The sequence below is a fragment of the Janthinobacterium sp. GW821-FHT03A03 genome, assembly GCF_059421435.1.
In genome coordinates this window covers 968,156-980,820 of the sequence record NZ_JBWKUZ010000001.1, presented here as the reverse complement: position 1 = coordinate 980,820, position 12,665 = coordinate 968,156, and the positions used below count along the sequence as shown (strand labels likewise).

Below are 12,665 nucleotides of genomic sequence, written 5' to 3'. Positions count from 1 at the left end.
TGTTGCGGTCGATTCAATAAAAGCAGCAGTTTACTTGGCTGCGCGGGTAGCGCGGCAATAATTTGCCGGGACGCTGGTGGCGTCCCCTGGGTGTTTTCTCATAAGCAATATCATACGCACAAAAAAGCTGCACAAGATACGAATTTTTAAAATGACTCACATCAAGTGTATGCAAATCGTTTTTTGTATCGTATTATCTGTTCATCGCACCGCGTTGCTGCGCAAAATCAAAGACATGGGAGACACATCATGTACGCACAAATGGTTGAAACCGGCCTCAAGAACGTCCGTTCCATCGACGAGATGGGATCGGAAGAGCGCGCTTTCCAGGCGCGCATCGACGAAGGCATCAAGATCGAGGCCAAGGACTGGATGCCGGACGCCTACCGCAAGACCCTGATCCGTCAGATTTCGCAGCACGCGCACTCGGAAATCGTCGGCCAATTGCCTGAAGGTAACTGGGTCACGCGCGCGCCGACCCTGAAACGCAAATCGATCCTGCTGGCGAAGATCCAGGACGAGGCGGGCCACGGCCTCTACCTGTACAGCGCCGCGGAAACCCTGGGCGTGTCGCGCGACGACTTGCTGGCCGCGTTGCACTCGGGCAAAGCCAAGTATTCCAGCATCTTTAACTATCCCACCCTGTCGTGGGCCGACATGGGCGCCATCGGCTGGCTGGTCGACGGCTCGGCCATCATCAACCAGATTCCCCTGTGCCGCTGCTCGTATGGTCCGTATGCGCGCGCCATGATCCGCGTCTGCAAGGAAGAATCGTTCCATGCGCGCCAGGGGTACGACATCATGATGTCGCTGTGCAAGGGCACGCCAGCACAGAAAGCCATGGCGCAGGATGCGCTGAACCGCTGGTGGTGGCCGTCCTTGATGATGTTCGGCCCGTCGGACGCCGCCTCCGTCAACAGCGCCCAGTCGGCGCAATGGCGCATCAAGCTGTTCTCGAACGATGAATTGCGCCAGCGCATGGTCGACCAGACCGTGCCGCAAATCGAATACCTGGGCCTGACCGTGCCCGATCCCGACCTGAAGTTCAATGCGGAAACGGGCCACTATGAATTCGGCGAAATCGACTGGTCCGAGTTCAACAATGTCCTGAAGGGCAATGGCCCGTGCAACCGCGAACGCCTGCAAACGCGCGTGAAAGCGTACGAGGATGGTGAGTGGTTCCGCGATGCACTGGTTGCCTACGCCGACAAGCAAGCCGCTAACAAAGCGGTAGCCTGAATATAAATACGACTAGAGGGGATAGCAACATGAGCAAAGAATGGCCATTGTGGGAAGTTTTCATCCGCAGCCAGCACGGCCTGGCGCACAAGCATGTGGGCAGCCTGCACGCCTCCGACGCCGCCATGGCGGTCAACCATGCGCGCGACGTCTACACGCGCCGCAATGAAGGCGTGAGCATCTGGGTGGTGCGCGCGGCCGACATCGTCGCCAGCAGCCCCGGCGACAAGGGCGCCCTGTTCGAACCGTCGAACAGCAAGGTGTACCGCCACCCCACCTTCTTCCCGATGCCGGAAGAAGTCAAGAACCTGTGATGGGAGCGCCTGCAATGGATGACAAGGTTAACTACTTGCTGCGCCTGGGCGACAACGCCCTGATCCTCAGCCAGCAGCTGTCGCAGCTGTGCGGCAAGGGGCCCGCGCTGGAAGAGGACATGGCGCTGAGCAACGTGTCGCTGGACTTGCTGGGCCAGACGCGCTTGTGGTTCAGCTATGCGGCCGAACTGGAAAACGCGGGCCGCGACGAGGACGACATCGCCTTCTTGCGCGACGCCCACGACTTCAAGAATTGCCTGCTGGTCGAGCAGCCGAACGGCAATTACGCCGACACCATGATGCGCCAGTTCTTCTTCGACAGCTGGCACTACTTCCAGCTGCTGGAACTGACGAAATCGACGGATGCGCGCATCGTCGAAGTGGCGCAAAAGTCGATCAAGGAAGTGACGTATCACCTGCGCCGCAGCGGCGACCTCATCGTGCGCCTCGGCGACGGCACGGCGGACAGCCACGCGAAAACGCAGGCGGCCGCAGACAAGCTGTGGATGTACACGGGCGAGATGTTCAGGTACGACGCCGTCGACCAGGCCATGGTCGCCGCCGGCATCGCGCCGCCATCGGACGTGCTGCGCCGGGCCTTCCTCGAACACGTGGCCGAGATCTTCGCCGAAGCGACGCTTGTCATGCCGGCGCCCGACGCGTGGATGCAAAAGGGCGGCAAGCAGGGCACGCACACGGAGCACCTGGGTTTTATTCTGGCCGAGATGCAGTTCCTGCAGCGCGCCTATCCCGGGGCGGAGTGGTAATGAACCCGCCCGTGGCAGCGCTGGACGCGGCCCAGGTATGGGCCTGGCTGGGCGACGTGCCCGACCCGGAAATCCCCGTCATTTCGGTGGTGGACCTGGGCATCGTGCGCGCCGTCGAAGTCACGGATGTCGATGCGTGCATCGTGACGATCACGCCCACGTATTCGGGCTGTCCGGCCATGCAGGTGATCGCCGACGCCGTCACCGATGCCTTGCGCAGCCATGGCGTGGCCAGGGTGACCCTGGTGAACCAGCTGGCGCCCGCCTGGACCACGGACTGGATGAGCGAGGCGGGCAAGGCCAAGCTGCAAGGCTATGGCATCGCCCCGCCGCAGCAGCAGGTGATCGACATCAGCGGCTTGCGTGGTGGAGTCAAGCGCCAGGCCATGCCGAAACTGGACGTCATTTGCCCGAACTGCGGCTCGACGCATACGCAGCTGACCAGCCAGTTCGGCTCCACGCCGTGCAAGGCCCTGTACAAATGCCTGGCTTGCCGCGAACCGTTTGACTACTTCAAGTGCCACTAAAAAAATCAGGCACACGTTCCGAAGAAACTGGAGATGAAGCATGAGTAAATTTTATCCGCTGTGCGTAGCGAGCGTGCGTAACGAAACGCGCGACACCATCGCCGTCACGTTCGACGTGCCGGAAGAATTGCAGCAGCAGTTCCGCTTCCAGCAGGGCCAGCACCTGACCCTGCGCGCCCATATCAATGCGGAAGACGTGCGCCGTTCGTATTCCATCTGTTCGGCAGTGCAGGACGGCACCCTGCGTGTGGCCATCAAGCGCACGCCAGGCGGCGCCTTTTCCACCTGGGCCAACGACACCCTGAAAGCCGGCGCCACCATCGAGGTGATGCCGCCCATGGGCCACTTCAACGTGCCGCTCGACTGCCTCAACCGCAAGCACTACCTGGCCTTTGCGGCCGGCAGCGGCATCACGCCCATACTCTCCATCATCAAGACGACCCTGCTGACGGAACCGCTGAGCCGTTTTACCCTGTTCTACGGCAACCGCGCCTCGTCGTCCGTCATCTTCAAGGAAGAATTGACGGATTTGAAGGATGTGTACCTGGAGCGCCTGAACCTCGTCTACGTGATGAGCCGCGAGCAGCAGGACATCGAACTGTTCAACGGCCGCATCACGCAGGAAAAATGCGAGCAGTTCCTGCAGCACTGGATCAAAGTCGAAGACTACGACAACGCCTTCATCTGCGGCCCGGAAGACATGATGCTGGGCGTGTCCGCCGCCCTGCAGGCGGCCGGCATGCCGAAGCAGAATATCAAGATCGAACTGTTCGCCGCCAGCATCCCGAAAAACGCCCACAAGCCGCGCGCCCAGCTGGCCGCGGATGCCGTGAAGGAAACGGAAGTGACCGTCGTCATGGATGGCAACCACACTACCTTCACGATGGACAAGGACAAGGAATCCATCCTTGACGCCGGCCTGCGCGCCGGGCTGGACATGCGCTACTCGTGCAAGGGCGGCGTATGCTCGACCTGCCGCTGCAAGATCCTCGACGGCAAGGTCGAGATGGACGTCAACTACGCGCTGGAAGACTATGAAGTGGCGCGCGGTTTCGTCCTCAGCTGCCAGAGTTTTCCGCTGACCGACAAGGTCGTCGTCGACTTCGATCAGGCAGAATAAAGCCGGGGTCAGTTCCTGCGGAATCGTAATTCGCCCCATTGGGGCGAATTACCCCGTCGGGTCTAACCTCAGATTTCCGCTGCGGGCCAATAACTAAAATAGCGAGACACGCCATGACCTACCAAAACATCCTCTTCACCATCGAGCAGGGCATTGCGACGCTCACCCTGAACCGTCCCGACAAGCTCAATAGCTTTACGCAAGCCATGCACGAGGAAGTGCGCGACGCGATTGCGAAAGTCAATGCCGACAGCTCCGTGCGTGTCTTCGTGCTGACGGGCGCGGGCCGCGGCTTTTGCGCGGGCCAGGATTTGTCCGACCGCGCCGTGGAACCGGGCTCGAAGGGCGTGGACCTGGGCGAGTCCGTGGAAAAAAACTACGCGCCGCTGGTGCTGGCCTTGAAGGCCCTGCCTATGCCCGTGATTTGCGCCGTCAACGGCGTGGCCGCCGGCGCGGGCGCCAACCTGGCGCTGGCCTGCGACATCGTCATCGCCGGCAAGTCGGCCAGTTTCGTCGAAGTGTTCTGCAAGCTGGGCCTGATCCCGGACACGGGCGGCACCTTCTTCCTGCCTCGCCTGATCGGTTCGGCGCGCGCCATGGGCCTGGCCATGCTCGGTGAAAAACTCACGGCGGAAAAGGCCGAGGACTGGGGCCTGATCTGGAAATGCGTGGACGACGCGCAGCTGGCGGAAGAGACGCGCAAGCTGGCCGTGCACTTTTCCACGGCGCCGACCAAGGGCCTGGCGTACACCAAGCAGGCGCTGGCTCTCAGTGGCGCCAATACTCTGCCGCAGCAGCTTGCGCTGGAAGCGCGCATGATGAGCGAACTCGGTAACAGCGACGATTACCGCGAAGGCGTGGCCGCCTTCATGGAAAAGCGCGCGCCGCAATTCAAGGGACACTGATATGGCAGCTTTGGACAACAACAGTATCGTCGCCGTCATCGGCAGCGGCGCCATGGGCGCCGGCATCGCGCAGGTGGCCGCTGCCGCCGGCTACAGAGTCAAACTGTACGACACGCGCGCGGAAGCGGTGAGCAAGGCGCTGGCGGACATTGGCAAAATGTATGCGAAGCTGGCCGAAAAGGGCCGCATGACGTTGGACGAAGCCGCTGCCGCCACGGCGCGCCTGCAGGCGGCCGGCAGCCTGGCCGACGTGAGCCATGCTGCCCTGGTGGTGGAAGCCATCGTGGAAAACCTCGACGTCAAGCGCGGCCTGTTCGCCGAACTCGAAGCGTTAGTCAGCGACGACTGCATCCTGGCGACGAATACCTCGTCGATTTCCGTCACGGCGATTGCCGCCAGGCTGCGCCGGCCGGAACGCCTGGTCGGCATGCACTTCTTTAATCCCGTACCCCTGATGGCGCTGGTGGAAGTGATCAGTGGCCTGGCCACCAGTGAACAAGTTGCCGCCACCGTCTACGACACCTCGATTGCCTGGGGCAAGAGTCCCGTGCACGCGAAATCGACGCCCGGCTTCATTGTCAACCGCGTCGCGCGTCCGTTCTACGCGGAAGGCTGGCGCCTGTTGAGCGAGCAGGCGGGCGATCCCGCCACCATCGATGCCGTGCTGCGCGAGGCGGGCGGTTTCCGCATGGGCCCATTCGAGCTGATGGACCTGATTGGCCACGACGTGAATTTCTCCGTTACGCAATCCGTATTCGGCGCCTACTTCAACGACCCGCGCTTCACGCCGTCCGTGCTGCAGCAGGAAATGGTCAACGCCGGCTTCCTGGGCCGCAAGTCGGGCCGTGGTTTTTACCTGTATGGCGAAGGCGCGCCTGCCCCTGTCGCGCAGGCGGAAGGCCAGCAGCCGAAGCCGGAATTCGTCGCCCTGTCGGCCGCCGTCGGCGGCGATGGGCGTGGCCATAGCGGCATCATCCGCAGCCTGGTGCAACGGCTGGAGCAGGCTGGCATCACGGTCAGCCGCCGCGTCACGCAGGAAGGCCAGACGCATGACGAAGCGCCGGCCCTGCATTGCAACGGCGCCGCGATTTATCTCACCGATGGCCGCAGCGCCACCCAGCGCGCGCACGATAACCAGCATCCGGATACGGTGCTGTTCGACCTGGCGCTCGACTACGCAGGTGCAAAACGCATCGCCGTGGCCCGCGCCGACCAGTGCAGCGACGCCGCCTATGCGGCCGTCGTCGGCCTGTTCCAGGCGGCCGGTTTTACCGTCACGCGGCTGGACGACGTGGCCGGCCTGGCCGTCATGCGCACGGTCGCCATGCTGGCCAACGAGGCGGCCGACGCCGTCAACCAGGGCGTGTGCACGGCGGATGCCGTCGACATCGCCATGCAGAAGGGCGTCAATTACCCGCGCGGACCGCTGGCCTGGGCCGACCAGGTGGGCGTCCAGCACATCGTGACAGTGCTGCACCACCTGGCGCAAGGTTATGGCGAAGACCGCTACCGGGTCTCGCCGCTGCTGCGCCGAAAACTCGCCAATGGAGATCGCTTTCATGCCGAATGAAGACCACAACATGACCGCACAGGCCCTGGCCGAAGCGGCCGCCGCCTCCATGCTGTCGCGCGACAACGCCACCGCCGCCATGGGCATCGCCCTGGCCGACGTGGGACCGGGCCATGCGCGCATGACGATGACGGTGCGCGCCGACATGCTCAATGGCCACCAGACCTGCCACGGCGGTTTTATCTTTGCCCTGGCCGACAGCGCCTTCGCCTTCGCCTGCAACAGCTACAACATGAATACCGTGGGCGCCGGCTGCACCATCGACTACCTGGCGCCCGGCCGCGAAGGCGACGTGCTGACGGCGCACGCCGTCGAGCAGGCGCTGGCCGGCAAGAGCGGCGTCTACGACGTCAAGGTCAGCAACCAGGAAGGCCGCGCCATCGCGCTCTTCCGCGGCAAGTCGATCCGCGTGGCGGGTGAAGTCATACAAGAGCAGGCTTGAACTGCCGTTGCAGCATTACATAGTAAAAGAACCGATTAGGAGACAATGATGGTCCAACGAATTCCCGCCCCGAATGACCTCGAGCCGATCGAGCGCGCCAGCAAGGATGAACTGCAGGCGCTGCAGCTCGAACGCATGAAATGGACGCTCAAGCACGCGTATGACAACGTGCCCCATTACCGCGCCGCTTTTGACGAAGCGGGCGTGCATCCGGACGACCTGAAGTCGCTGTCCGATCTGTCGAAATTTCCGTTCACCGATAAAAAAGTCTTGCGCGACAATTATCCCTTCGGGCTGTTCGCCGTGCCGCGCGAACAAGTGGTGCGCATCCACGCGTCCAGCGGCACCACGGGCAAGGCAACGGTGGTCGGCTACACGCAGAACGACATCGATACCTGGGCCAACGTGGTGGCGCGCTCGATCCGCGCCGGCGGCGGGCGTTCGGGCGACATGGTGCACATTTCGTATGGCTACGGGCTGTTCACGGGCGGCCTGGGCGCGCACTACGGTGCCGAGCGCCTGGGCTGCACGGTCATCCCGATGTCCGGCGGGCAGACGGAGAAGCAGGTGCAGCTGATCCAGGATTTCAAGCCATCGATCATCATGGTCACGCCGTCGTACATGCTCAATATCATCGAGGAATTCACGCGCCAGGGCCTGGACCCGGCGGAATCGTCGCTGAAGGTAGGCATCTTCGGCGCCGAGCCGTGGACGGACGCCATGCGTTCGGAAATCGAGGCGCGCGCCGGCATCGACGCCGTCGACATCTATGGCCTGTCCGAAGTGATGGGGCCTGGCGTGGCGTCCGAGTGCATCGAGAGCAAGGACGGCCCCGTCATCTGGGAAGACCATTTTTACCCGGAGATCATCGATCCGGAAACGGGCGAGGTGCTGCCGGACGGCGCAGAGGGCGAACTGGTGTTTACCTCCTTGTCGAAAGAGGCGCTGCCCATCATCCGCTACCGCACGCGCGACCTGACCCGCCTGCTGCCGCCGACCTCGCGCTCCATGCGCCGCATCGGCAAGATAACGGGACGTTCCGACGACATGCTGATCATCCGCGGCGTGAACGTGTTCCCCACGCAGATCGAAGAGCTGATCCTCAAAATGCCGAAGCTGGCGCCGCAATACCAGCTGGTGGTCACGCGTGACGGCCACCTCGACAAGCTGGAAGTGATCGCCGAGCTGCGCATCGACCTGACATCCACCATCTCTGCCAGCGAAACGGACACCCTGGCGCGCGAGCTGGAACACCGCATCAAGACGCACGTGGGCGTGAGCACGCGCGTGCGCCTGGTGGCCGCCGCCGGCATCGAACGCACTCTGACGGGCAAGGCGCGCCGCGTGGTCGATCAGCGCCCTAAGGTTTTCTCCTAATTTTCTCCTCACCGATACTGCAGGAAACAACATGAACGAAGCTTTTATCTGTGACGCTGTGCGCACTCCCTTCGGCCGCTATGGCGGCGCGCTGGCCGGCGTGCGCGCCGATGACCTGGGCGCGTTGCCGATCGCCGCGCTGATCGACCGCAACCCGTCCGTCGACTGGTCCGCCATCGACGACGTGTTCTACGGCTGCGCCAACCAGGCGGGCGAAGACAACCGCAACGTGGGCCGCATGGCCGCGCTGCTGGCTGGTTTGCCGGCGGCAGTACCCGCCAATACCATCAACCGCCTGTGCGGCTCCAGCCTGGACGCGGTCGGCATGGCTGCCCGCTCCATCAAGGCGGGTGAGGCTGAGCTGATCATTGCCGGCGGCGTGGAAAGCATGACGCGCGCGCCTTTCGTGATGGGCAAGGCCGACAGCGCGTTTTCGCGCGCGGCGAAAATCGAAGACACCACCCTGGGCTGGCGTTTTGTGAACGGCAAGATGAAGGAGCAGTACGGCATCGACACCATGCCGGAAACAGCGGAAAACGTGGCCGTGGAATTTGGCATCAGCCGCGCCGACCAGGATGCGCTGGCCTTGCGCAGCCAGCAGCGCTGGGCCGTCGCCAACGCGGCCGGCGTGTTCGATCGCGAAATCGTGCCCGTCGCCGTGCCGCAAAAAAAGGGCGAGCCGAAGATGGTGACGATGGATGAACATCCGCGTCCGGATACCTCGCTGGAAATGCTGGCGAAATTGAAAGGCGTGGTGAAAGCGGACGGCACGGTCACGGCCGGCAATGCCTCGGGCTTGAACGACGGCGCCTGCGCGATCCTGCTGGCGTCTGCCGCCGCCGTCGACAAATACAAGCTGACGCCCCGCGCAAAGGTGCTGGGCATGGCCACGGCCGGCCTGGCCCCGCGCATCATGGGCTTTGGCCCGTCGCCGGCGTCGCGCAAGGTGTTGGCGCAGACAGGATTGAGCATTGAGCAGATGGACGTCATCGAACTCAATGAAGCGTTTGCCGCGCAGGCTTTGGCCGTCACGCGCGACCTGGGCCTGGCCGACGATGCGGCCCACGTGAACCCGAATGGCGGGGCGATTGCCATCGGCCATCCACTGGGCGCATCGGGCGCGCGCCTGGTGATGGCGGCGCTGAACCAGCTGGAGCGCACGGGAGGGCGCTATGCGCTGTGCACCATGTGCATCGGCGTGGGGCAGGGTATTGCTGTCGTCATTGAACGCGTATAAAAAAGTAAAAAAACAAAAAAGGCGCAGGCTTGTAAAAAAGCGCCAACCATAATTGACCGTAGTGCCAACCTGGTGGAGACCACAATGATTGCCAATATCTTCAAGAAAACCCTGATCGCCGGCGTGCTGGCCATGTCCGCCGCGAGCGCGTACGCGGCCGATAACATCAAGATCGGTTCCGTGCTGTCCGTCACGGGGCCAGCCGCCTTCCTGGGCGACCCGGAACTGAAAACCCTGCAGCTGTATATCGAGAAGATCAACGCGGCCGGCGGCGTGCTGGGGCGCAAGCTGGAACTGGTGCACTATGACGATGGCAGCGACGCGGCCAAGGCCAACGGTTTTACCAAGCGCCTGATCGAGTCGGACAAGGTCGACGTGCTGATCGGCGGCACCACCACCGGCGCGACGATGGCGATGGCGCCGCTGGTGGACCGCGCCAGCATGCCGTTCATCTCGCTGGCTGGCGCCGTGGTCATCATCGACCCGGTCAAGAAGTGGGTGTTCAAGACGCCGCACACGGACCGCATGGCGGCCGAGAAGGTGTTCGAGGACATGAAGAAGCGCGGCATCAGCAAGGTGGGCCTGCTGTCGGAAACGAGCGGCTTTGGCGCCTCGGGCCGCAAGGAATCGCAGATCGTCGCTTCCAAATACGGCATCACCCTGGTGGCCGATGAAACCTACGGTCCGAAAGACACGGACATCACGGCGCAGCTCACGCGCATCAAGAACACGGCCGGCGTGCAAGCCGTATTCGTCTTCGGCCTGGGCCAGGGCCCGGCCGTGGTGACCAAGAACTATGGCCAGCTGGGCATGTCCGCGCTGCCGCTGTACCAGTCGCACGGCGTGGCGTCGGACGAATATTTGAAACTGTCGGGCAAGGCCGCCGAAGGCGTGCGCCTGCCGACGCCGGCCCTTCTGATCGGCGCCATGCTGCCCGACAGCGACGCGCAGAAGGCTGTCGTCGTCGGCTACGACAAGACGTATAAAGAGCGCTACAAGATCGATCCGTCGACCTTCGGCGGCTATGCGCTCGACGCCCTGAACCTGTCGGTGGACGCCATCAAGCGCGCCGGCGACACGGACCGCGAAAAAGTGCGCACGGCGCTGGAACAGACCAAGGGTTTTGTGGGCACCACCGGCGTGTTCAACATGTCGGCCAAGGACCACATGGGCCTGGACCTGTCGGCTTTCCGTATGGTGGAAGTGAAGAACGGCGAATGGCAATTGTCGAAGTGATGTAAGCCAGAGTACCTGCGCGAGGCCGCCCTCGAAGGCGGCCCGCGCATAGCCGAACATAATGGAGACACCATGGAAGTCGCTCAATTTTTACAATTTCTGTATTCCGGGATGACGGTCGGTTCCGCCTACGCGCTGGCGGCGCTGGGCTTTACCATCATCTACAACACCAGCGGCGTGATCAATTTCGCCCAGGGCGAATTCATCATGCTGGGCGGGATGCTGGCCGCCGTGATGTCGGCCGCCGGCGTGCCGCTGCCGCTGGCCATCATTCTGGCCGTCATCGCCACCGGTATCGTTGGCCTGTTGATGGAAAAAACCGTGATCGAACCGGCGCAGAACGCGCAGGTCATCACCCTGTTGATCATCACCATCGGCGCCTCGCTAGTGCTGCGCGGCTTCGTGCAAATCTGGCTGGGCAAGGATACGCACTCGCTGCCGGCCTTTTCCGGCGACGCGCCGATCGATTTTTTGGGCGCCAGCCTGCTGCCGCAAAGCCTGTGGGTGCTGGGCGTGACCGTCGTCATCGTGCTGGTGCTGGGCTGGTTCTTCGGCCGCACGCTGATGGGCAAGGCCATGCTGGCCACCTCGCACAACAAGCTGGCCGCGCAACTGGTGGGCATCAACACGCGCAAGGTGCTGCTGCTCTCGTTCGGCCTGTCGGCCCTGCTGGGCGCGGCGGGCGGCATCCTCGTCGCACCGATCACCTACACCTCGTATGACGCGGGCATCATGCTGGGGCTGAAAGGCTTTGTCGCCGCCGTCCTCGGCGGCCTCGGTGGCGGCGCGGGCGCGATTGCCGGCGGCCTGATCCTCGGCATCGCCGAAGCCATGACGGCCGGTTACATCTCGTCGGCCTACAAGGACGCCGTGCCGTTCGTGCTGATTTTATTGATCCTGTTCTTCCTGCCGCAAGGCTTGTTTGGCGCTAAAAATTCGGAGCGTGTATGAAGCATTTCCTTACCCGCTCGCGCCATGGCGGCTTGCTGGTGCTGGCACTCGTGCTGGCCATCCTGCCGCTGTTCCTCTCTAATGCGTTCTACTATGACGTGGCGATCCGCATTGCGCTGAACGCCATCGTCGTCATCGGTTTGAACCTGCTGATGGGTTACACGGGACAGATCAGTCTCGGTCACGCGGGTTTCTACGGCCTGGGCGCGTATGCGTCGGCCGTGCTGACCACGCACTACAACTGGCCGCCGCTGGCCGCGCTGGCCGCCGGCGCCGTCGCCACGGGCTTGCTGGCGCTGCTGCTGGCCCGCCCCGTGCTGAAACTCAAGGGCCATACGCTGGCCATGGCGACGCTGGGACTGGGCATCATCATTTCCATCGTCATCAACAACGAGACGCAATGGACGGGCGGTCCGGACGGCATCGGCGTCTCCGCCTTCAGTGTCGCCGGCCTGGAAATCGCCGGTGAAAAATCGTGGTACCTGGTGTGCGCCGTGCTGCTGTTGCTGGTCACGTGGCTGGCGCTGAACCTGATCGATTCGCCTGTCGGCCGCGCGCTGCAGGCCATCCACGGTTCGGAAGTGGCGGCCCGCGTGGTCGGCGTCGATACGACGCGCTTCAAGGTGCGCGTGTTCGTGCTGTCGGCCGTCATCGCCAGCATCGCGGGCAGCATCAGCGCCCATTACATCGGTTTCATCACCCCGAATCTGGCCGGTTTTTTCCACTCGATCGAGCTGGTGACGATGGTGGTGGTGGGAGGCATGGCGTCGATCTTCGGTTCCATCATCGGCGCGGCGCTGCTGACGGTCTTGCCGCAACTGCTGTCCAGTTTTGAAGGCTGGGAAACGGTGGTGTTTGGCGTGATCCTGATGGCGACCATGATCTTCATGCCCAAGGGCCTGGTGCCGAGCCTGGCAAGCCGTTCGCGCAAGCGTTCTGCTACCCCGAAAGCACCGCCTCAATCTGCACGGGAGGTGTGA

At 63.0% G+C, this 12,665-nt stretch carries 13 protein-coding genes; all 13 read left to right on the top strand.

Annotated elements, in window-relative coordinates; genetic code table 11:
• Positions 1-249 precede the first annotated feature (249 nt).
• Entirely contained in the window at positions 250-1,239 is a 990-nt protein-coding gene (gene paaA / locus AC07VI_RS04435; protein ID WP_086143664.1) for a 1,2-phenylacetyl-CoA epoxidase subunit PaaA, read from the top strand.
• A 29-nt stretch (positions 1,240-1,268) separates the two neighbouring features.
• A complete protein-coding gene (gene paaB, locus AC07VI_RS04430; RefSeq protein WP_070224239.1) occupies positions 1,269-1,553 on the top strand; it encodes a 1,2-phenylacetyl-CoA epoxidase subunit PaaB in 285 nt (94 codons plus the stop codon).
• A gap of 14 nt (positions 1,554-1,567) precedes the next feature.
• Positions 1,568-2,320 carry a 1,2-phenylacetyl-CoA epoxidase subunit PaaC gene (gene paaC, locus AC07VI_RS04425; protein ID WP_086143665.1) on the top strand — a complete coding sequence of 251 codons (753 nt, stop codon included), beginning with the start codon at positions 1,568-1,570 and terminating at the stop codon, positions 2,318-2,320.
• A complete protein-coding gene (paaD, locus tag AC07VI_RS04420) occupies positions 2,320-2,847 on the top strand; it encodes a 1,2-phenylacetyl-CoA epoxidase subunit PaaD (protein ID WP_086143666.1) in 528 nt (175 codons plus the stop codon). The genes paaC and paaD overlap by 1 nt, the downstream gene beginning before the upstream one ends.
• Before the next feature lie 40 nt (positions 2,848-2,887).
• Entirely contained in the window at positions 2,888-3,967 is a 1,080-nt protein-coding gene (gene paaE / locus AC07VI_RS04415) for a 1,2-phenylacetyl-CoA epoxidase subunit PaaE (protein WP_086143667.1), read from the top strand.
• Between the two features lie 113 nt (positions 3,968-4,080).
• A complete protein-coding gene (gene paaG, locus AC07VI_RS04410; protein ID WP_086143668.1) occupies positions 4,081-4,872 on the top strand; it encodes a 2-(1,2-epoxy-1,2-dihydrophenyl)acetyl-CoA isomerase PaaG in 792 nt (263 codons plus the stop codon).
• A gap of 1 nt (position 4,873) precedes the next feature.
• Complete coding sequence (paaH, locus tag AC07VI_RS04405) at positions 4,874-6,442, top strand: 3-hydroxyacyl-CoA dehydrogenase PaaH (RefSeq protein ID WP_086143669.1); 1,569 nt, start codon at positions 4,874-4,876, stop codon at positions 6,440-6,442.
• Complete coding sequence (paaI, locus tag AC07VI_RS04400; protein WP_086143670.1) at positions 6,432-6,884, top strand: hydroxyphenylacetyl-CoA thioesterase PaaI; 453 nt, start codon at positions 6,432-6,434, stop codon at positions 6,882-6,884. The genes paaH and paaI overlap by 11 nt, the downstream gene beginning before the upstream one ends.
• A gap of 48 nt (positions 6,885-6,932) precedes the next feature.
• Positions 6,933-8,261: a phenylacetate--CoA ligase PaaK gene (paaK, locus tag AC07VI_RS04395; RefSeq protein WP_086143671.1), complete on the top strand. Its 1,329-nt coding sequence runs from the start codon at positions 6,933-6,935 to the stop codon at positions 8,259-8,261.
• 31 nt (positions 8,262-8,292) lie between these two features.
• Entirely contained in the window at positions 8,293-9,498 is a 1,206-nt protein-coding gene (gene pcaF / locus AC07VI_RS04390) for a 3-oxoadipyl-CoA thiolase (RefSeq protein WP_086143672.1), read from the top strand.
• An 84-nt stretch (positions 9,499-9,582) separates the two neighbouring features.
• On the top strand, positions 9,583-10,734 hold the full coding sequence (locus AC07VI_RS04385; RefSeq protein WP_492995844.1) for an ABC transporter substrate-binding protein: 1,152 nt from the start codon (positions 9,583-9,585) through the stop codon (positions 10,732-10,734).
• Between the two features lie 72 nt (positions 10,735-10,806).
• Positions 10,807-11,685, top strand: a complete 879-nt coding sequence (locus tag AC07VI_RS04380; protein WP_492995842.1) for a branched-chain amino acid ABC transporter permease — start codon at positions 10,807-10,809, stop codon at positions 11,683-11,685.
• Entirely contained in the window at positions 11,682-12,665 is a 984-nt protein-coding gene (locus tag AC07VI_RS04375) for a branched-chain amino acid ABC transporter permease (RefSeq protein ID WP_086143675.1), read from the top strand. Before AC07VI_RS04380 ends, AC07VI_RS04375 begins: the two co-directional genes overlap by 4 nt.

Excerpts from the sequence above, each read along its gene's own strand:
- paaA (WP_086143664.1), top strand. The coding sequence starts at position 250 with ATGTACGCACAAATGGTTGAAACCGGCCTCAAGAACGTCCGTTCCATC.
- paaB (WP_070224239.1), top strand. The coding sequence starts at position 1,269 with ATGAGCAAAGAATGGCCATTGTGGGAAGTTTTCATCCGCAGCCAGCAC.
- paaC (WP_086143665.1), top strand. The coding sequence starts at position 1,568 with ATGGATGACAAGGTTAACTACTTGCTGCGCCTGGGCGACAACGCCCTG.
- paaD (WP_086143666.1), top strand. The coding sequence starts at position 2,320 with ATGAACCCGCCCGTGGCAGCGCTGGACGCGGCCCAGGTATGGGCCTGG.
- paaE (WP_086143667.1), top strand. The coding sequence starts at position 2,888 with ATGAGTAAATTTTATCCGCTGTGCGTAGCGAGCGTGCGTAACGAAACG.
- paaG (WP_086143668.1), top strand. The coding sequence starts at position 4,081 with ATGACCTACCAAAACATCCTCTTCACCATCGAGCAGGGCATTGCGACG.
- paaH (WP_086143669.1), top strand. The coding sequence starts at position 4,874 with ATGGCAGCTTTGGACAACAACAGTATCGTCGCCGTCATCGGCAGCGGC.
- paaI (WP_086143670.1), top strand. The coding sequence starts at position 6,432 with ATGCCGAATGAAGACCACAACATGACCGCACAGGCCCTGGCCGAAGCG.
- paaK (WP_086143671.1), top strand. The coding sequence starts at position 6,933 with ATGGTCCAACGAATTCCCGCCCCGAATGACCTCGAGCCGATCGAGCGC.
- pcaF (WP_086143672.1), top strand. The coding sequence starts at position 8,293 with ATGAACGAAGCTTTTATCTGTGACGCTGTGCGCACTCCCTTCGGCCGC.
- AC07VI_RS04385 (WP_492995844.1), top strand. The coding sequence starts at position 9,583 with ATGATTGCCAATATCTTCAAGAAAACCCTGATCGCCGGCGTGCTGGCC.
- AC07VI_RS04380 (WP_492995842.1), top strand. The coding sequence starts at position 10,807 with ATGGAAGTCGCTCAATTTTTACAATTTCTGTATTCCGGGATGACGGTC.
- AC07VI_RS04375 (WP_086143675.1), top strand. The coding sequence starts at position 11,682 with ATGAAGCATTTCCTTACCCGCTCGCGCCATGGCGGCTTGCTGGTGCTG.